Source organism: Belliella kenyensis, from assembly GCF_022549675.1.
Taxonomy (GTDB): Bacteria; Bacteroidota; Bacteroidia; order Cytophagales; family Cyclobacteriaceae; genus Belliella; species Belliella kenyensis.
Genome location: NZ_JAKZGR010000010.1, coordinates 102034 through 122401 on the forward strand (window position 1 = coordinate 102034; position 20368 = coordinate 122401).

16 protein-coding genes and 1 riboswitch are annotated in these 20368 nt (G+C 38.8%); of the genes, 10 read left to right on the forward strand and 6 right to left on the reverse strand.

What is annotated here, in order from left to right:
* The first annotated feature begins 1 nt into the window (after position 1).
* Positions 2-484 (forward strand): GAF domain-containing protein, encoded by a 483-nt coding sequence (locus tag MM214_RS11945; RefSeq protein ID WP_241295747.1) that lies wholly within the window; start codon positions 2-4, stop codon positions 482-484.
* A gap of 58 nt (positions 485-542) precedes the next feature.
* Here MM214_RS11945 and MM214_RS11950 read toward each other — a convergent pair whose 3' ends face one another.
* From MM214_RS11950 to MM214_RS11960, 3 genes are all read right to left on the reverse strand, one after another.
* The gene (locus tag MM214_RS11950; RefSeq protein WP_241295749.1) at positions 543-1670 is read right to left on the reverse strand and encodes an ATP-binding protein; all 1128 of its coding nucleotides are present in this window, start codon (positions 1668-1670) and stop codon (positions 543-545) included.
* Between the two features lie 159 nt (positions 1671-1829).
* On the reverse strand, positions 1830-2402 hold the full coding sequence (locus MM214_RS11955; RefSeq protein WP_241295751.1) for an LOG family protein: 573 nt from the start codon (positions 2400-2402) through the stop codon (positions 1830-1832).
* A 107-nt stretch (positions 2403-2509) separates the two neighbouring features.
* Positions 2510-3337 carry a DUF4382 domain-containing protein gene (locus tag MM214_RS11960; protein WP_241295753.1) on the reverse strand — a complete coding sequence of 276 codons (828 nt, stop codon included), beginning with the start codon at positions 3335-3337 and terminating at the stop codon, positions 2510-2512.
* Positions 3338-3464: 127 nt separating this feature from the next.
* Between MM214_RS11960 and dgt the strand changes: the two genes are divergently transcribed.
* A complete protein-coding gene (dgt, locus tag MM214_RS11965; RefSeq protein WP_241295755.1) occupies positions 3465-4817 on the forward strand; it encodes a dGTP triphosphohydrolase in 1353 nt (450 codons plus the stop codon).
* 21 nt (positions 4818-4838) lie between these two features.
* On the opposite strand, the gene MM214_RS11970 is transcribed toward dgt, so the two are convergent.
* Entirely contained in the window at positions 4839-5291 is a 453-nt protein-coding gene (locus MM214_RS11970) for a DUF1569 domain-containing protein (RefSeq protein ID WP_241295757.1), read from the reverse strand.
* Positions 5292-5594: 303 nt separating this feature from the next.
* On the opposite strand from MM214_RS11970, the gene ileS reads away from it, so the two are divergent.
* The 7 genes from ileS to MM214_RS12005 all read left to right on the forward strand — a co-directional run bounded on the left by ileS (position 5595) and on the right by MM214_RS12005 (position 16335).
* Positions 5595-8975 (forward strand): isoleucine--tRNA ligase, encoded by a 3381-nt coding sequence (ileS, locus tag MM214_RS11975; protein WP_241295759.1) that lies wholly within the window; start codon positions 5595-5597, stop codon positions 8973-8975.
* A 75-nt stretch (positions 8976-9050) separates the two neighbouring features.
* Positions 9051-9680: a lipoprotein signal peptidase gene (locus tag MM214_RS11980; protein WP_241295761.1), complete on the forward strand. Its 630-nt coding sequence runs from the start codon at positions 9051-9053 to the stop codon at positions 9678-9680.
* Positions 9681-9937: 257 nt separating this feature from the next.
* Positions 9938-11239 carry an ATP-binding protein gene (locus tag MM214_RS11985; RefSeq protein WP_241295763.1) on the forward strand — a complete coding sequence of 434 codons (1302 nt, stop codon included), beginning with the start codon at positions 9938-9940 and terminating at the stop codon, positions 11237-11239.
* Between the two features lie 45 nt (positions 11240-11284).
* Complete coding sequence (pnuC, locus tag MM214_RS11990; RefSeq protein ID WP_241295880.1) at positions 11285-11914, forward strand: nicotinamide riboside transporter PnuC; 630 nt, start codon at positions 11285-11287, stop codon at positions 11912-11914.
* Complete coding sequence (locus MM214_RS11995; RefSeq protein WP_241295765.1) at positions 11896-12417, forward strand: AAA family ATPase; 522 nt, start codon at positions 11896-11898, stop codon at positions 12415-12417. Before pnuC ends, MM214_RS11995 begins: the two co-directional genes overlap by 19 nt.
* 167 nt (positions 12418-12584) lie before the next feature.
* On the forward strand, positions 12585-13649 hold the full coding sequence (locus MM214_RS12000) for a fatty acid desaturase family protein (protein ID WP_241295767.1): 1065 nt from the start codon (positions 12585-12587) through the stop codon (positions 13647-13649).
* A 43-nt stretch (positions 13650-13692) separates the two neighbouring features.
* Positions 13693-13789, forward strand: a riboswitch (TPP riboswitch).
* A gap of 146 nt (positions 13790-13935) precedes the next feature.
* Complete coding sequence (locus tag MM214_RS12005; RefSeq protein WP_241295769.1) at positions 13936-16335, forward strand: TonB-dependent receptor; 2400 nt, start codon at positions 13936-13938, stop codon at positions 16333-16335.
* A gap of 69 nt (positions 16336-16404) precedes the next feature.
* On the opposite strand, the gene MM214_RS12010 is transcribed toward MM214_RS12005, so the two are convergent.
* Together MM214_RS12010 and MM214_RS12015 are read right to left on the reverse strand one after the other, a co-directional pair.
* Positions 16405-17100 (reverse strand): response regulator transcription factor, encoded by a 696-nt coding sequence (locus tag MM214_RS12010; protein WP_241295771.1) that lies wholly within the window; start codon positions 17098-17100, stop codon positions 16405-16407.
* Positions 17097-18809 carry a sensor histidine kinase gene (locus MM214_RS12015; protein WP_241295773.1) on the reverse strand — a complete coding sequence of 571 codons (1713 nt, stop codon included), beginning with the start codon at positions 18807-18809 and terminating at the stop codon, positions 17097-17099. The genes MM214_RS12010 and MM214_RS12015 overlap by 4 nt, the downstream gene beginning before the upstream one ends.
* Positions 18810-19035: 226 nt before the next feature.
* Here MM214_RS12015 and lysA point away from each other — a divergent pair, with 226 nt between their 5' ends.
* On the forward strand, positions 19036-20268 hold the full coding sequence (lysA, locus tag MM214_RS12020; RefSeq protein WP_241295775.1) for a diaminopimelate decarboxylase: 1233 nt from the start codon (positions 19036-19038) through the stop codon (positions 20266-20268).
* The last annotated feature ends 100 nt before the right edge of the window (positions 20269-20368 follow it).

Sequence of the window (20368 nt, forward strand, 5' to 3'; positions counted from 1 at the left end):
TATGGCAGAGACATTATATATCCCAACAGACGCTGATAAAGCAAAAAAATATGAGGCTATTCTGCCTCAGATAGAGGCCCTGATATCTGGAGAGACCGATTTGGTAGCTAATTTGGCAAATATTGCAGCAGTGCTTAGGACAACTTTCGGCTTCTTTTGGGTTGGTTTTTACCTCGTCAAAGATGATCAACTAGTACTTGGCCCATTTCAAGGTCCTATTGCTTGTACTAGAATCAATCTGGGAAGGGGTGTTTGTGGCACAGCTTGGAAGGAAAATCAGACGCAACTAGTCCCAGATGTAGAAGCTTTCCCTGGTCACATTGCTTGTAGCTCTGCTTCAAAGTCTGAGATTGTAGTTCCATTTTCTAAAAATGGTATGGTGGTAGGTGTGTTAGATGTGGATTCTGACCAATTGGCAGACTTCGATGATACAGATCAGATTTATTTAGAAAAGTTGATGAGTATATTGGAAAAAAGCATGTAATCGCAAAAAATATATAAATTTTGCGATTACGATCGCTGATTTTATATAAATTTTGCGATTAGCTAATAAAGGTTTCGAAATTCTCTTTGTGGATAATTTCAATAGAGGCCTCTGGATATGCATTTTGAAAGGTGATTGGGATTCGAGTTTTTGATTTTGGATTCCATTTGAATTCCCATGCAGAAATTTGCCCAAAGTTGTCTTCAATGTAATCGATTTCTTGTTGGGCATGTGTCCTCCAAAAATACCCAATATTATACTTTCCAGATAGCGCATTTTTTTTCAATCTTTCAGACATTAGAAAATTTTCCCAAAGAGCACCTACATCTGTCCTGTTTTCAAGAGGTACAAAATTGTTGATCAGGCTATTTCTGATACCATTGTCTATGAAATAGATTTTTTTTGCTTTTTTCAATTCATTTCGTAAGTTTCTACTATAGGACCCAACTCTGAATATAATGAATGTTTGTTCCATGAGGGTGATGTATTTTTCCACAGTTTCATTATCCAGACCAGTGATCATTCCGAGTTCATTGTAAGAGACTTCACTTCCCACTTGGTAGGCCAATGCTTGTAGCAACTTCAAAATTTGATCAGGCTTTCGTAGGTTGCTGAGTGCAAATACGTCTTTGAAAAGATAACTGTCTGAAATCATTTTTAATCTATCTTCTGCATCATTCGGGTTTAGTACGATTTCAGGATAATAACCATAGATCATTCTATGTGTGATCATTCTTTTCTCCTCAATAAAACTACTGTGATTCACCATTTCAGCAAATGAAAATGGAAATAAATAGTATTCCCATTTTCTGCCAGTGAGAGGTTCACGTATACTGTTGGAAAGTTCAAATGCAGATGATCCTGTTGCTAGAACCTTCACATCAGGGAAATTATCTACGATGATCTTGATGCATATTCCTATATTCTGAATACGCTGTGCTTCATCTATTACAATCGTCTTGGCATTTCCTATCAAAGTCTTGAGTTTTGTTGAGCTAGGATTTGATAGCATTTCTCTGATATCAGCATCATCTCCATTCCACCAATGAATTGGAGATTTGAATTGGTCCCTATGATTTTTTAGCAAAGTACTCTTCCCTACTTGTCTTGGACCAAATATAATTACAGCTTTTTCGTCCTGTAATTTATGAGTAATTCTATGCTGTATTTGCCTGGTTATAAACATAATCGCAAAAATACTATAAATTTTGCGATTACGATCGCTGATTTTGTATAATTTTTGCGATTAGATAATAAAGGTTTCGAAATTCTCTTTGTGGATAATTTCAATAGAGGCCTCTGGATATGCATTTTGAAAGGTGATTGGGATTCGAGTTTTTGATTTTTATTTCACCTCCCACTTTTCAATGTATTTTGGCTCGAAGGATTGCATTTTATCAAGCATTTCGATTGGGTCTGAAGCGACGATGAGCAGGTCAAGCTGTGCTTGATGAAGAAATCCTTCACTTGTGCTGTGCTTCAAAAAGTCAAGAAGCTTATCATAATAGCCTTGGACATTATAGAGTGCCAGCGGTTTTTGAATGTATCCAAGTTGATTCAAGGTCATGATTTCGAAAAGTTCCTCAAAAGTGCCAATTCCACCGGGCATGGCCACAAAACCATCCCCACGCTCTGCCATGAGCCATTTGCGGTCTCGCATGGTTTCTACTACAGTGAGTTCTGTGCAGCCTTGATGCGCTACTTCGATATCTACGAGTTTCTGAGGGATGATCCCATAGACGTTTTGGCCAGCGGCAAGCATCCTGTCAGCTATCACCCCCATGAGTCCTACATTGCCGGCTCCATACACCAATCCCAAATTTCTTTTGATCATCTCATCTGCTAGTGATTCAGCTGCTTGAGCGTAAATTGGGTTTTTTCCTTTGTTAGAGCCACAATAGACAGTTACTTTTTTCATTTCGGATTTTTACTTTTTTTCAAATATAAAAAAATGCCCCGACTAATATCGAGGCAATTTAGGAGAGTGAAGCTGATTTGTACCTAGCTTCTCAGCAATAGAATGATTTAATCCTCTATGGGGATCAGTTCAATACTTTCTAATTCAGTTACTTCCCCTGAGGAGGTTACAATATCCTCTAATTCTAACGTTTCAAAGGCTGCATTTGGTGTGAAAACCAACTTATAGCTTCCAGATTTGAGACCTCTGAGCATGTACCTGCCATTATCCGCAGCAAATGTGGAGACTGTGTCAGTTCCAATGATGGCAGCTACATTCACTGGATAAGCATCTAGAGGAAGTACCACACCTTCGATAGTAGCTGATTCTTCTGCAACAGCTCTAAGTACAGGTTTAAGAATATATTGACCCGAATTCCCTGCTCGGACGATGGATTTGCCCGCATCAAAGTCAATGATCAAATCATAGGAGATCCCAGCTTGTACAGGTTTGTCGACTTTGATTTTTAGTCCACTTTGCTGGGCACTAGGTGTCGTGAGGTCTATTCTGTTGTCACCTTGAAGTAGGTAATTGTTCTCACCCAGTAACAGCCTGATTTGGGAGATTTCTCCAGCTGGCACCTCTACTTCACCTAATCTTGCAGAAGCTCCACCACTAAGTTCTAGTAAATTGATCATTCGATCTTCTGAAGCTTCATTGGTTAAGTTGATCCAAGCAGACCCATTGTCTTCTTGCTCACCTTTAGGCAGGATTTCTATTCCTAATACCTCCACCCATACGGCATCATAGTCAGCTGGGGCATCAATTAGGTACACATTTACTTTAGCCATACCCTCTGTAATGTTGGCGTCTTCTTCATTTACACTACATGAAATGGCGAATGTAGCTACTATAGCCCACAAAGCACCAATAATTTTATTTGGTAAATATTTCATATGGATAGTTGGTTTGATTCATTTTCCCATTTCCAATCATTGTGCCACTGATTAGCTGTGTGTTGATTTTTCCTAAATTGTCCTATAAGAATTACCTAATTTTGTCAAATAGGTTGTAATTTTGGACATGATGCAATGGCAAAAACTACTCACCGCTGGAAGATTCGACCCGAAAAAAACTCATCAATCGTCAGATAGTCAGATAAGAACAGAGTCTGAAAGGGATTATGATCGAATCATTTTTTCTGCGCCATTTAGAAATCTTCAAGATAAGACGCAAGTATTTCCTTTGCCTGAGCATGATTTTGTACATACCAGATTGACGCATAGTCTGGAGGTCTCTTCAGTGGGAAGGACGCTCGGAAAATCAGCAGGTGAATACCTTCTCAGAAAGTATCCTGACCTTTCTCAGCAAGGTGTGCAAGCAGCGGAGATCGGCGCAATAGTAGCTGCAGCATCCTTAGCTCACGATATCGGGAATCCTCCATTCGGACACGCAGGAGAGACAGCAATATCAGATTTTTTCAGGTTCCATGAATATGGCCAAGCTTGGCAAAAATACGTCACTCCTGATCAATGGGAAGATTTATGTCACTTTGAAGGCAATGCCCAAGGATTTAGGATGCTTGTATCACAAAACAATGGTCTTAAGCTTTCTTATACAACTTTGGCGGCGTTTACGAAGTACCCGAGGCTCGCGCATGTTTTTGAGGCTGACCCTCAACGAAGAAGTCAGAAAAAATTTGGTTACTATTCAGATCAAGTACAAGATTATGGACAGTTAGCCCAGATTCTAGGAATAGAAAATGCACCAAATGGCTGCTACCTGAGGCATCCTTTAGCTTTCTTGGTAGAAGCGGCAGATGATATTTGTTATAGTATTATCGATTTGGAAGACGGGTGCACTTTGGGGCTAGTTTCTCTCGAAGAGGTTGTTGAGTTGATCGCTCCGATTCTGAAAGAGCGCTTTGATTCAGATAAATTGCAAACCTACACTAAGCAAGCACAAAAGCTCGCAATTTTGAGAGCAATGGCTATCAACCAACTTATTCAAGAAGTTGTGCGTGCATTTGAAGACAATGAAGAGGCTATGCTAGCAGGTGAATTTGATCAAGCTTTGACTTCCAAGATTCCTTCTGCAACGGCATTAGATGTAATCGCAGAGGTGTCAGTGAGAAAAATTTATAGGTCTAAATTAGTCCTTGAAAAAGAGGCTGCGGGTTATCAAGTATTGGAAGGCTTGTTGGAAGTTTTTTCCAAAGCACTGAATCATAAATTCTATCAGACTGACCTTTACTCAGGAAAAGATAAAAGCATATTGAGATTATTACCTGAGGATTTTCCACTTGAGGGTTGGGATTCTAGCATCAACCCTTATCCTATGCTGCGCTTTTTGATGGATTTTATCGCTGGAATGACTGATAAATATGCCCTCAACCTTTACAGAAGGGTGAAAGGGATATCCCTCCCAGGTGCATGAGTTTGGGGTTTGGTAAAAAACTCAAACTCCGAATTGCTTCATGTGGTGATCCATATGTTTCCATACAAATCTGCCCCAATAGTAATGATCAAGTGATCCAAATACTGGGTGAATTCCTCCAAGCTCATGCTCAAGTGTCTTGAACTTGTTGAGGATTTCTATGAATTTTTCTTTTTCTTTTTCAAAATCTCCTGAATCAACCAATCCTTTTGTGTTGAATTTTTTGGCACCTCGAGCGCCTTTTGGGAAATCTTTTTTGATATGAAAAAATGCCAGCTTCTTCATTCGCTGCTTCAAAGTTGGTTTCAAAATAGCTTTTGGCGCATTCAGGATAGCATCATTTGCGAGGTTACAGTGGTGCAGCATTTCTGTAGCATTCATACTCCCCCAAAAAGGCTCTTGATCTTTGGAAAGCCTACTTACTCTTTGAATCAAAGCGTCTATAGTCCCTGAAGTATAGATAGTTTTTGCCATTTTGCTTATTGCATAGTTAAAAATCTTCCCAAATATAATCGTATAATAATTTAACCCTATTCCTGCAAAATATCTTAACTTTGTGACTTCATTCCAAAAGGTGTGCTCATATTCTATCAAGAAAAATGATATGCCTTGAAATGATTCTACTTATTAACACTTGTTGTCAGCAAGTTGTTTGTAAGTGGTGGAGACTTTCCTTCTCGGAAAGTTTCTGTTTTAATAGAGAATGCGTGGTCGCTTCTTCGAACAATGTATCAATAAAATTCGGGTTTTTCCCTTTATAAATATCTTTAAAAAACCGTGAAAAAATATCAAGAGTTTAAACAAGTAGATTATCCCGGGATAGGGGATAGTGTGTTGCAATACTGGAAAGAGAATAAGATTTTTGAGAAATCAGTGTCACAAAGAGATGGTGCCGAAACTTTTACATTCTTTGAAGGGCCTCCTTCTGCTAATGGAACCCCCGGGATTCACCACGTGATGGCACGTACGCTGAAGGATATTTTCTGTAGATACAAGACACTTCAAGGTTTTCAAGTAAAGCGTAAGGGTGGATGGGATACACACGGTCTACCTGTAGAACTTCAAGTAGAGAAAGAGCTTGGTATCACCAAGGAAGATATAGGTAAGAAAATAACTGTCGAAGAGTACAATAGAAAATGTCGTGAGACAGTGATGCGATTCAAAAATGAATGGGATGATTTGACAGAAAAGATTGGCTATTGGGTAGATTTGGATGATCCATATATCACCTTTGATGCCAAGTATATAGAGACACTTTGGTATTTGCTCAAAAAACTTTACGAAAAGGATTTAATTTACAAAGGCTATACCATTCAGCCATATTCTCCAGCTGCCGGCACTGGATTGAGCTCTCATGAACTCAATCAACCAGGTAGCTACAGAGATGTGAAAGATACTTCTATCACCGCTCAGTTTAAGCTCAAGGGTGAAGATAATACATACATTTTGGCTTGGACCACCACGCCTTGGACTTTGCCTTCCAACTCTGCCTTGGCAATAGGCGAGAAGCTGGACTACGTCAAAGTAAAGACCTTCAATCCCTATACATTTGAGCCACAGCATGTGATCCTTGCCAAATCTAGGATGGGCGCATATTTCAATCCAAAAGCAAAGGAAATTGCAATTGCTGACTATAATCCAGGGGATAAATTAATCCCTTATGAGGTCGTAGCTGAGATGAAAGGAGCCGATCTTTTAGGTTTACAGTATGAGCAATTGTTTCCAATTGCGGAGCTGGCACTTCCGAATCCTGCATTCACTGTGATTTCTGGAGATTATGTGACTACCGAAGATGGTACAGGTGTGGTTCACTTGGCCAAAGCATTCGGTGCAGATGATTTTAGGACTTTGGTTCAGCAAAATGTACCAGGCGTATTTGTCCAAGATGAAAAAGGAAATGAGATACCAGTTGTAGATAAACAAGGGAAGTTTCTTCCAGTAGTAGGTACGTACCTACTCGATAAAATGAAAGAACATGCAATCACTGCTCATAAAGAATTTGGAGTGGATGATTTCTATGTGAAGAACTATACTGGGGATGATGAAAGTGATAAAGAGTATAAAAATACTGATATCATCATTTCCATTATCTTAAAGAATGAAAACAAAGCCTTCAAGGTAGAAAAATACGAACACAGTTACCCTCATTGCTGGAGAACTGACAAGCCAATCTTATATTATCCTTTGGAAAGCTGGTTTATCAAAACTACTGCTTACAAGGACAGGATGGTAGAATTGAACAAAACGATCAACTGGAAGCCTGAAGCGACTGGAACTGGACGTTTTGGTAATTGGCTAGAGAACCTGGTGGACTGGAATTTGAGTCGGTCAAGGTTCTGGGGTACGCCTTTGCCAATCTGGAGAACTAAAGATGGTTCGGAGGAGATTTGTATTGGGTCAATAGAAGAGTTGAAATCAGAGATCAAGAAAGCCATAGCTTCAGGGCTGATGGAATCATCTCCTATCAATGAGGAAGATATAGATCTTCATAGACCCTATGTGGATGATGTAATATTGGTGTCAGCCAGTGGTGCTCCGATGTATCGTGAGCCAGATTTGATAGATGTATGGTTTGATTCTGGAGCGATGCCTTATGCTCAGTGGCACTTCCCTTTTGAAAATGAAGCTGTATTCAAAGCCAACTATCCAGCGGATTATATTGCAGAAGGAGTAGATCAGACCAGAGGATGGTTCTTTACTTTGCATGCTATTGCAGTGATGCTTTTTGATTCGGTTTCGTTCAAAAATGTAATTGCCAATGGACTTGTATTGGATAAAAACGGTAACAAGATGTCTAAGAGATTAGGCAATGCGGTGGATCCGTTCAAGACATTGAAAGAATATGGGCCGGATGCTTTGAGATGGTACATGCTTAGCAATGCCAATCCGTGGGACAACCTGAAATTCAGCCTAGACGGTGTTGCAGAAGTACAAAGAAGGTTCTTTGGAACCCTTCAGAATACTTATAATTTCTTTGCGCTATATGCGAACCTAGATGCGTTCGTTTATGATAAATCAAAAGCTGTTCCTGTAGCTCAAAGGGCTGAACTAGACCAGTGGATCATATCTAAGCTTCAGACTTTGATATCCGAAGTGGAGCAAGCTATGGATAATTATGATGCAACTAAAGCTACTCGTGCCATTATGAATTTCACTGTAGATCAGCTTTCCAATTGGTATGTGAGGTTAGCTAGGAAGAGATTCTGGAGAGGTGATATGAATGCAGATAAGCAAGCCGCTTATGAGACGCTTTATGAATGCTTGATGTCTTTGTCGCAGTTGATGTCTTCTTTTGCACCTTTCTATGCAGACTGGATGTACAAGAACCTAACAGCATCAGTTGATGGCGCCTCTGAGTCTGTTCACTTGACGAATTGGACTTCGGCTGATCAGGTCTTGATCAATGTGGATTTAGAAGCGAGTATGGACATGGCACAGCGTATCTCTTCACTAGTTCATTCTTTAAGAAAGAATCCAAAGATCGGAATCAAAGTGCGTCAGCCCCTTCAGCGCATTTTGATACCTGTATTGAACGAAAAGGTAAAGACTCAAATAGAGCACGTCGAAGAGTTGATCAAGTCAGAGGTCAATATCAAAGCGGTAGAATATATCGATGATGCATCAGATGTATTGGTGAAAAGTGTGAAACCAAACTTACCTTTGCTAGGCAAAAAGCTAGGGCCAAAAATGAGGCATGTAGTAGCCGCTATCAATACCTGGGGCAAGGAACAAATTGCAGAAATCGAGCGAAATGGAGAGATTACTGTTACCGTGGAAGGTGAGCCTGTAGTATTGCTACTTGAAGAAGTATTGATTAGCTCTCAAGATATTCCAGGCTGGTCAGTAGCCACAGATCAGGGGCTGACAGTAGCATTGGATGTCACTTTGACTGAGGAGTTGAAGCAAGAGGGGATAGCTAGAGACTTGGTAAATAGGATTCAGAATTTGAGAAAAGATATGGGTCTAGAGGTTCAGGATAAAATCCAAATCGAAATAGCCGAGCAAGAAGAGCTAGTGAATGCAGCTTTTCAGAATTTTGGAGATTATATCAAAACAGAAACACAGGCACTTACGTTGACGGTGATGCCCTCAGTAGCGGATGCTACAGTGCTAGACATGGATGATTTTGAATTGTCAGTCAAAGTGTCCAAGGCATAAGTAATCAAATTTATATCGGCTCCAATAGGGATAAATTAGAAATTTTCCTTAAATCTGTGGCTTTAAAATGAATACATGAAGTATCTAAAATATTTCGGGATTGCCCTAGGGGTGATCTTACTCGATCAGATTGTCAAGTTATTGGTTCACTATCAGATGGATTTTGGTACGCCTGGTCAGATCAAGATATTTGGTGACTGGTTCAAGCTCCACTATACCACCAATCCAGGAATGGCTTTTGGTATGCAACTAGGTTCTGAATACGGGAAGTTGATACTGACTTCTTTCAGGCTAATTGCCATGTTTGGGATAGGTTATTATCTTTATTATATCATTGAAAAAAAAATGCATGTAGGCTATATCGTCTGCATTGCCATGATTTTAGGTGGAGCTATCGGTAATCTTGTGGATTCAGTGTTCTATGGTGTATGGCTGAATAATGCACCATACAATGCCCCCACCCCGTGGCTTCATGGTCAGGTAGTGGATATGTTTTATATAGATATTTGGGAGGGATACATTCCTGATTGGGTTCCCTTGTGGGGCGGTAGCTATACAGCACTTTGGCCTATTTTCAATATTGCTGATGCATCTATTTTTGTAGGTGTTGCGATCATATTGATCTTCCAGAGTAAGTTTTTTAAGGAAGAGAACGAGGAAAAAAAGGAACTTGATCATCAAGAATCACATAATGAATCGGTCTAATAAACCTTGTTAGGTAAAAACTGATATAATCCCCTTCTATTGATTTAGGAGGGGATTTTTTGTATGTCTTGTTTTTCTTGAACTCTTAATTCATTTTCCTTTGAAAAAGTGTGTTTTTTTACATTTTTACGTTTGAAAAAATGTGTTGAATTACATTTTTACGTTTGAAAAAATGTATATTTACAGATATGAGGTTTTCAGATGCTGAATTAAAGGATTTGATGTACTATTGATAAGAGTTTAAGAAAAGAAGGAAAATGAAAAGGAAGTTGTTTGATAAATTGCTTGTATGGAAGGAGAATAAGAACAGAAAGCCTTTATTGATACAGGGTGCTAGGCAAGTTGGGAAAACCTGGTTGATGAAGTCTTTTGGTAAATCGGAGTTTGAAGATGTAGCCTATATTAACCTTGAATCAAGTAAAGAGCTTAGGGAGCTTTTTGAAAGCACTTTTGATCTAAATAGAATCTTATTAGGGATCCAGGTCTCTACTGGGGTAAGAGTGGAGAAGGGGAAAACCTTGCTTATCATAGATGAAATCCAGGAGTCTCCTAAAGCAATAACAGCATTGAAATATTTCCATGAAAATGAGCCAGAAATTTATGTTTTGGCAGCTGGTTCATTACTAGGAGTAGTTTTGCATCAGCAAGTTTCATTTCCAGTTGGGAAAGTGGAATTTTTGACTTTGTATCCATTGGATTTTGAGGAATTTCTATTGGCAAAGGGGCAAAATGAAATAATTGCTTTATTAAAAAATGCAGATTGGGAAATTTTGAATCTTTTCAAAGATAAAATCAATAGTCTATTAAAGGAATATTATTTTGTTGGGGGGATGCCTGAACCTGTTTCTGTATTGTTAAAAACTGAGGACTTCAGTGAAGTGAGGAAAGTTCAGCTTGGGATTTTGGAGGCGTATCAACAGGATTTTTCAAAACATGCCCCTGTAGTGATTGTGCCTAGAATAAGGATGGTCTGGAACGCTATACCTTCACAGCTTACCAAAGAGAATAAAAAGTTTATTTATGGACAGATAAAGCATGGGGCTAGGGCAAAGGATTTTGAATTGGCATTAGCTTGGTTGATAGATTCTGGACTTGCGCTAAAAGTCAATAGGATATCAAAACCGAGGTTGCCACTAAAAGCATACGAAGATTTCAATGCTTTCAAATTATTTCTTCTTGACATCGGAATAATGGGAGCAATGACAGAGATGGATGCTAAAACTATGCTGGATGGTAATAAACTTTTTGAGGAATTTAAAGGCTCATTGACGGAACAGTACGTGCTACAGCAATTGCTGTGTAATGATATTTCTCCATATTATTGGTCAGCTGAACGGTCCACTGCAGAAATTGATTTTTTGATCCAATCATCTGGTCGCATCTACCCAATAGAAGTTAAAGCCGAAGAAAATTTGAAGGCTAAGAGTCTCAAGTTTTTTACAGAGAAGTATGAGCTTCCATTAGCTATCCGCACTTCAATGTCAGGTTATAGAAAAGAAGATTGGTTGGTGAATGTTCCGCTTTATGCAATTGGTATGCTGCGTTTTGATAAGCTATAGGGCTACATACTTTGCATGCAAAGAAATATTGCTTTAATTCGCTCCATGAATTTTGAATGGGGTATAGCACAAATCATAGATGGATTAGCTCAAATGTCTTGGTTAGAGGCCGTGGCGGTATTTTTTGGTATTGTAAGTGTGATCTTTTCTATTAGAAGAAACATTCTTGTATTCCCGACAGGAATCATCAGCACGATCATTTACATATATATATGCTTGGAGTACAGGCTTTATGCAGATATGGGGATCAATGCTTACTACACCGGGATGTCTCTATACGGATGGTTGCTATGGAGTCGCCCGCTGGATTCTGATAGAGAAGTTCCTGTGACATGGTTAAGTAGTCATGGTGTTTTGAAATCGGCGGCTCTGTTGATTTTTAGTTATGCTGTATTATACTATGTGCTCCTGCACTTTACAGATTCAGATGTTCCATATTGGGACTCTTTCACTACTGCTTCTGCATTTGTAGCCATGTGGCTGATGGCTAAGAAAAAGGTAGAGAGTTGGATTGCGTGGATCATCACTGACTTGGTGTCTATCCCCCTTTATTGGTACAAAGGACTACCTTTGACCTCATTTCAATTTCTTTTCTTTACTATTTTGGCTATATTAGGCTTGCTATCATGGATCCGATCCGCTAATGCCTCAAAAATATGCCTATCAAAAAAATAGTTGTCGTAGGCCCCGAGTCTACGGGAAAAAGTATACTTACCCAAGCTTTGGCAGCAGCCTTTGACGAACCATGGGTTTGGGAGTTTGCTCGCGTCTATTTAGAAAGATTAGATAGGCCTTATGTTTATGAGGATTTGTTACAGATCGCTGCTGGCCAATTGAGAGAGGAAGATGAAAAGGTCAAAAGAGCCAAAAGAATGTTATTCATTGATACTGATCTTCATGTTATCAAGGTATGGAGCGATATCAAATATGGAATAACTGACCCATGGATAGAAGAACAACTTCTAGATCGGAAATATGATCTTTACCTCCTTACTGATGTGGATGTGCCTTGGGAAGAAGATCCGCAAAGGGAACACAAAGACCAAAACATGCGAGAACAGCTTTTTAATATTTATCTAAAATTAATTAAGAGTACAGGAGTGCCTTTTGAGATTATAAGTGGTTCATATGATGAAAGATTTGCAAAAGCTATGATGAAAATAAGAACAATGTTTTAAAAATTGTAAGTGTTAAGGTTTCTTAATACAGCCCATTTTTTGATGTGATTAAAGCATAAATCACTTTGAAGTCAATAAAATTGATGTAACTTTAATGCAGGAAAATTGTTTCTAAAAATTCAGAAATATTTTTCATAAGAATAGCTTATCATTAATTGTCAGTATACATGCGTCCCCCAAGGTTCAACACCGCTTCTTCATTTCATGCTGATCTGAAGCAAAAAATCAAAAATTACTTTATCGAAAAAAGTTTAAAACAAACAGGAAACCTAGGCCTTTATCTCAAGGCTATCATTCTGGTTGCGCTTTATATTGGAACATACATCATCTTATTATTCTTCACACCACATTGGGCTATTGCATTGATCGGTGCGGTCTTTTTAGGAGGACTTGCAGCGACTATAGGCTTCAATGTGATGCATGACGGTGCACATGGTAGCTTTAGTCGAAAGAAGTGGGTCAATGAACTTGCTGGTCATTCAATCAATTTTCTGGGAGCTAATGTATTTATGTGGAAAACAAAGCATAATGTGGTCCATCATTCGTTTACCAATGTAGATGAAATAGATGATGACATGAATGCAAGACCTTTTCTAAGGTTATGTCCTAATCAAAAGTTTTATGGAATCCATAAGTATCAGCATTGGTACTTTTTAATGGTCTATTCACTTTTGTATCTTTACTGGGTTTTTGTGACCGATTATAAGAAATACATCACGGGTAAAGTAGGTATAATTCCAATTCAAAAGATGAACATCTATGATCACCTTTCTTTTTGGGGTTTCAAGCTAATCCACCTAGGCTTATTCATAGTTTTACCTATCCTTACTGTGGGTTGGTTATACTGGCTGGTTGGCTTCTTGGTCTATGGGATAGCTACTGGTATATTTCTTAGTGTCGTATTTCAGTTGGCCCACTCTGTGGAAGAGACTTCTTTTCCCTTGCCTGATGTAGTCTCCAATCAGCTTGAAGATGACTGGGCAATTCATCAATTGAAAACTACATCAAATTTTGCAACACACAATAAAGTGTTGTCTTGGCTAGTCGGAGGGCTGAATTTTCAGGTAGAGCATCACTTATTTCCAAACATCTCTCACGTTCATTATCCTGCCATTAGCAAGATTATCAAAGAAACTTGTCTAGAGTATGGTATTCCATATCTTGAACACCCAAAATTTAGACTTGCTTTTGCTTCGCATGTCAATCATTTGAAGATTTTAGGAAAAGGCTAATCATCTTTCACTGATTTTCGATCAATTGTTATACATTTGCACCAGAGATCATGAGGGGTGCCTTAACAATTCGGGCTGAGATCATACCCATATTACCTGATCCGGTTAGTACCGGCGGAGGGAAATGAACAACCATAATCTTAGTAATCTTTTCCTGATTTAGGCATTCATATGTGTAAATCTGGAGATTATTGAAGGTTTCAAAGCTACGTTGCCTCAGTTAGGCCTCTTCTCTTGATTTTGTTTATTGAAAAGTTGCATTTGCAACATAACAAAATCGAATTGCATGAGAAAGTTAGGTTTATTATTTGTATTATTTTACGTCTATGTGAATGCTGATGCCCAGCATTTAGTCAGTGGAAAAGTAAAGGATAAAGAGACAGGAGAGGCATTAGTAGGAGCTAATGTGATCATAGAGGGTTCGAGAAGAGGTGCTACCTCGGATCTATCAGGAAAATTCGAAATAATAAATGTACCCAGTGGTACCTATACTATAAGTATAACCTACTTAGGGTACGAGCGTAGCAAGATCAATGTTGATATTCCTTCTAGTTCTCCAATTGAAATTTTGCTTTCACAAAGCGGGATTTTTACTGAAGAGTTTGTCGTCTATGGGACAAGGGCGAGCAATGTGACCCCTACTACTTTTCAAAACATACAAAAAGAAGAAATTGCCAAACTCAATCTTGGACAGGACATTCCTATGCTACTTAATTACACACCTTCAGTGGTTAGTTTTTCAGATGCTGGAGCAGGGGTAGGATATACTGGATTGAGGATCAGGGGCTCTGATCAGACCAGAATCAATGTCACAGTGAATGGAATACCGATGAATGACGCAGAGTCTCATGGAGTATTCTGGGTAAATATGCCAGATTTTGCCTCCTCTGTGGACAATATGCAAATCCAAAGAGGGGTAGGGACATCCACCAATGGTGCGGCTACTTTTGGAGCAAGCATCAACATTCAGACGGATACCAAACAAGAAGATGCCTATGGTGAGGTAGATAATTCCTTTGGATCATTCAACACCAGAAGGCATACGGTGAAGGCTGGTACAGGATTGATCAAAGATAGGTGGGCATTTGATACTAGGCTATCCCAAATCTCTTCGGATGGATATATAGATCGTGGTTTTTCAGATCTAAAATCCTTTTTTGTCAGTGGGGGATATTATGGTGACAAACATATTTTCAAAGTAAATATATTCGCCGGTGCTGAACAGACTTATCAATCTTGGGAAGGAGTTCCAGAACATTTGCTTGAAACCAATAGGACATTCAACCTTTACACTTACGACAATCAGACGGACAATTACCAGCAAGATCATTATCAATTTATCTATGCTGGAGAGATCAATTCTAACTGGAAAGCAAATGCGGCACTGCACTATACTTATGGCCGAGGGTATTATGAGCAGTTCAGGCCAAATGATAGGTTGAGTAGCTATAACTTACAGCCTGTAGAAATAGGAGGCGTAAGCATACCTCGCATGGATATCATTCGCAGGAGATGGCTTGACAATGATTTTTATGGAGGTGTATTTTCTTTCAATTATATCTCGGACAATGCCCTTTGGGATGTAGTGATAGGTGGAGGAGCCAATAGATACGATGGGGATCATTTTGGTGAGATCATATGGATGCAATATGCAGCAGGTGTCAACATCAGAGATAGATACTATGATAACGTAGCAATCAAAGACGATAAGAACTTATATCTGAAAGGGACTTTTGAAGCTGCAGAGGGTTTGTTTATATATGGAGACTTGCAGTGGAGAGGTGTTGATTACAGCTTTGATGGGGTCAATAATGACTTAAGAGACATTTCAGGCCAAGTCAATTATAATTTCTTTAATCCCAAATTCGGACTTACTTATCAGACTACCAATGGCAAATCCTGGTACGCTTCTTATGCCGTAGCCAATCGTGAACCAGTGAGGAGAGATTTTACAGACTCACCTATCATCGATAGGGCTCCTCAGGCAGAGAACTTACAAAATATCGAAATGGGACTAAAAGTAAATCAAAGGAACTTAGCTTACAACGTGAATATCTACTATATGAAATATCGCGATCAGCTTGTCCTTACTGGTCAGCTCAATGATGTAGGTGCTTACGTGAGAGACAATGTGGATGATTCTTATAGGCTAGGTGTTGAAGTAGATGGCAGCTATAAACTGTCTTCGAAGTTTTCTTTGGGAGGGAATCTTGCAGTAAGTAGAAATAAAATTGCATCCTTTACGGAATTTCTGGATGACTACTCTGCGGTGGATTTTTTTCAAGAAGAAGTCAATTACACCAAGACAGATATAGCGTTCTCTCCTAATGTTGTAGGGTCTGCGATTTTGGATTATAGACCTTTCAAAAATGCTGAAGTGAGCTTGCTCAATAAGTACGTGGGTCGACAGTTCATGGACAATACAATGAACGAAAACAGGATGTTGGATTCTTTTTGGACCACTGACTTGAGGTTGAATTATGCTTTGAGACCTAGATTCATAAATAACCTAGAGTTCACCGTGATGGTATATAATATTTTCAATAGACTATATGAGCCCAATGGATACACTTTTTCTTATTTTGTAGCTGGGGAAGGAAATGTAGGTAGAGAATTGGTTACAGAAAATTTCTATTATCCAATGGCTGGTACTAACTTCCTCGCAGGGATGAAAGTAAGATTTTGATAAGATGATGGGCGAATAGTGACTTTTCGTTTTGATATACAGTCGCTATTCGCTCATCTATGAATTTATTCAACTCTCAGTCACCACCATTTTGAATCCTTCTCCGTGAACAGTGATGATTTGAACTTTTGGATCTTCCTTTAGAAGTTTTCTGATTTTGCTCAAATATACATCCATGCTTCTTGCATTGAAGTAACTGTCATCTCCCCATATTTGCTTGAGCGCATGGCTTCTATTGACGAGTTTGTTGATTTCTGATGCAAGAAGCCTGATCAACTCATTTTCCTTTGAAGTGAGTTTATGCTTACCTGATGGACTTTCGAGTTGTTGCTCATCATAGTGCAAAGTAAAGTCTCCGAATTTAAGTACCTTCAAGCCCTCATTATTGTCCACCTTTTGAGACCTCCTTAGTATTGCTGCTATTCTAAGAAGAAGCTCTTCCATGCTAAAGGGCTTGGTGAGGTAATCGTCAGCACCTATTCTAAGCCCCTCGATGACATCTTCCTTGAGGTTTTTGGCTGAGAGATAAATGATTGGTAAGTCTTCTTGGACTTTTTTGATTTCTTTTCCAAGTGTAAACCCATCTTTTTTAGGCATCATGATATCCAGAATACATAGATTGTATTTGTCTTTTTTGAATTTGGACCAGCCTTCTTCGCCATCTCTGCAGAGAGTAGTTTCATAGCCTTTCATCGTGAGATATTCTTTGAGTATATCTCCTAGATTAGGATCATCTTCTACTATCAAAAGTTTTGCCTTGCTCATTGTTTTCTAGGTAGTTTTAAAGTGAAAGTACTTCCCTTTCCAAGTTCACTGCTTACTTGGATATCGCCATGATGAGCTTCTAGCATGGTTTTGACATAGGACAATCCTAGTCCAAATCCTTTTACATCATGGAGGTTGCCAGTGGGTACTCTATAGAATTTGTCAAATATTTTCTTTACTGCATCCTTGGACATACCTATGCCATTGTCTTCAATCGAAATGAATACGTGATCTGCATCATCCCATGATTTGATATCAATAGTAGGCTTGTCTTTCGCGTACTTGATGGAGTTATCGAGTAAGTTATTGATCATGTGTGATAAGTGAAAATGATCTCCTTGAATCCAAGTATTTGCGATGTTGGTGTCATAGGTAATTTTTCCTCCCTTGTTTTCTACTTGCAGCTCGATTTGTTTCTTGGCAGTACTGATAAGCTCATTGATGTCAATAGGCTCTATTTTTAGTTTGAAATCCTTTTTGTCAAGTGTTGCGGATTGAAGTACTTTCTCTACTTGCGCACCGAGTCTCTTATTTTCATCTTTGATGATGCTCAAGTACCTATTACGAAAGGTGTCTTGATTGATCAACTCAGGGTCTTGCAAAGCCTCCACTGCTAAACTCACCGTTGCAATAGGTGTTTTGAATTCGTGAGTCATGTTGTTGATAAAATCATTTTTGATTTCAGACAGATTTTTTTGTCTGATGATAACTTTTATAGCATAGATAAAACAAGAAATGATAATGCCTACAAATATCAACGAACTCATGACAGGAATCCACACCTGATTGATGATGTATTGTTTTTTCTCAGGGAAATTGATCACTAGATAATTTTCTCGACCTACGATGTCGCTAGGGAAGAGCCTTGCTTGCTGTCCTTCTCGTAGGAGTTTGAAGTTGTCTTTCACTGAGGTGATAGGGATTATTCCTTTTTTGTCATCAATAATGGCAAGTTCAAATACTTGTTCAAGACCTCTAGCCTGTAGGATATTTGCCATGAGTTGCCTTACGAAGTTGGTGTCTAAGCGACTCAAGACATCTTTTTGTCCCCCTAGGATTTCTTCCCATGCCTGATTCATGGCTTCGATTTTGAGATTTGTACGTCTTATTTTGTCATAAAAATCCCTAGGGAGATTGACCTCCAGTTCTGTTTCTACTTCTCTTGGTCTGTTATAAAAATTCCTTCGATTTCGCTCTACTTCATTTAGGTAATCAAACTGCCGTTCTCTTTCTTGTAAGAGTACTTGCAATTCGTCAGGGGTAAATATAGAAGATGCTCTTTCAGGTGTTAAATTTCCTAATACATTTTCCCAATCATTAAATATCTCTATGTCGATTCGAGCAGCTTCAATGATTCTTCTAAATCTTTGACTGAATTGAGGTATGGGCATCTGCATCATCGAATCCACCAGTGAGGGCCTTCTTCTAATGACTGGCCTTTGGCTTATTTGAATTTCTATAGGTTCTATAGGTTCAAACAAAGACTGCTGTAATGTGGTGTCTTGGGCAAGGTAATTTAGAAAAATATCATTCGTCTCTCCTTTCTCAAGTTGAGACACCACAGTATTGAGGGATTGGTAGATGTTTTGTTCAAATCTTTCTTCATTAATTCTCAAGGCATTGCTTATCCAATAAAATTGAAACCCTAGCAAGCCAATGGTAGCTAGGGACATCAGGATGATGATCAATTTCATGTTGGATTTTGACATAATGCAAATTTATACCTTAAACTGTAGCCTAATGTGTGGTTAACATTATTTAACAGCAATTTATAATGTAATAAAGGTGTCAAATTGGCAAACCTTTGTTATTTTTGATCGTTGTTTAATTGTTTCTTAATATAAGCAGATTGCTAATATAAATCGAAAAAGGAAGGTGTATGCCTTCCTTTTTTATTAGTGCTCAATCCGTATCTTTGCGGTTCAATTCAAAATCATGGAATTAATCAATAACACCTATCAGATCCAGGGCTTGCCTCTAGATCACATTGCCCAAAAATATGGAACACCTGTCTATGTATATGATGGTGCCAAGATTCAAGATCAAGTCAAACTGATGCAGCAAGCATTCAGTGAGGTAAAGCTGAAGATCAAATATGCGACAAAAGCACTTTCAAACATCAATATATTGAAACTTTTGAAGCAAACTGGGGCTGGGATAGATGCTGTTTCGATAGAGGAAGTAAAATTAGGACTACATGCTGGTTTTGATCCTCAGGACATCATGTATACACCAAATTGTGTTTCCTTTGAAGAGATCAAGGAAGCTGTCAGTATCGGCGTGATGATCAATATTGATAATATTCCTATGTTGGAGCATTTTGGTGCTGAATATGGAGAGACAGTGCCTATCTGTATCAGATTGAATCCACACATCATGGCTGGAGGAAATGCCAAGATCTCCGTTGGTCATATTGATAGCAAATTTGGGATCTCCATTTTGCAACTTAAGCATGTGCTGAAGGTAGTAGAGACCTATGGATTAGATGTGGCGGGGCTGCATGTTCATACAGGTTCAGACATTCTAGAAGCAGAAGTGTTCTTGAAAGGGGCAGAGATTTTATTTGATGCTGCTAGTGAGTTTTCTGGGTTGAAGTTCTTGGATTTTGGAGGTGGATTCAAGGTAGGATACAAAGATGGTGATATCACTACCGATATTATACAAGTAGGTCAAAAGGTTTCCGAAGCTTTCAAAAACTTTTGTAAATCTTATGGAGAAGATCTTGAGATTTGGTTTGAGCCAGGGAAGTTTATAGTCAGTGAATCAGGCTTCCTACTGGTAAAGGCAAATGTAATTAAGTCTACTCCAGTGAGCACTTTTGTAGGTGTAGACTCTGGTCTGAACCACCTTATCAGACCTATGATGTACGATGCTTATCATGGAGTGATTAATGTGAGCAATACTGGAGGTGAGGAGCATGTGTATACGATAGTAGGATATATTTGTGAGACAGACACCATAGCAGCTGATAGGAAGCTGCCATCAGTTTCTGAAGGAGACATATTGGCTATCAAAAATGCAGGTGCATATGGTTTCAGCATGGCTTCAAACTATAATTCAAGACTTAAACCTGCTGAGGTTTTGATCCTGAATGGTAAGGATCACCTAATCAGAGAGCGTGAGACATTTGATGATATATTGCGTCATCAAGTAGACATTGGACTATGATCTAAAGAGTTTAAATACAGCAAATTAGTCGTTTATATTTAAAGAATGTTTTTGAACTAATTTTATTTAGTCGTAGTTTTACAATTGGGGTTTGATCCTC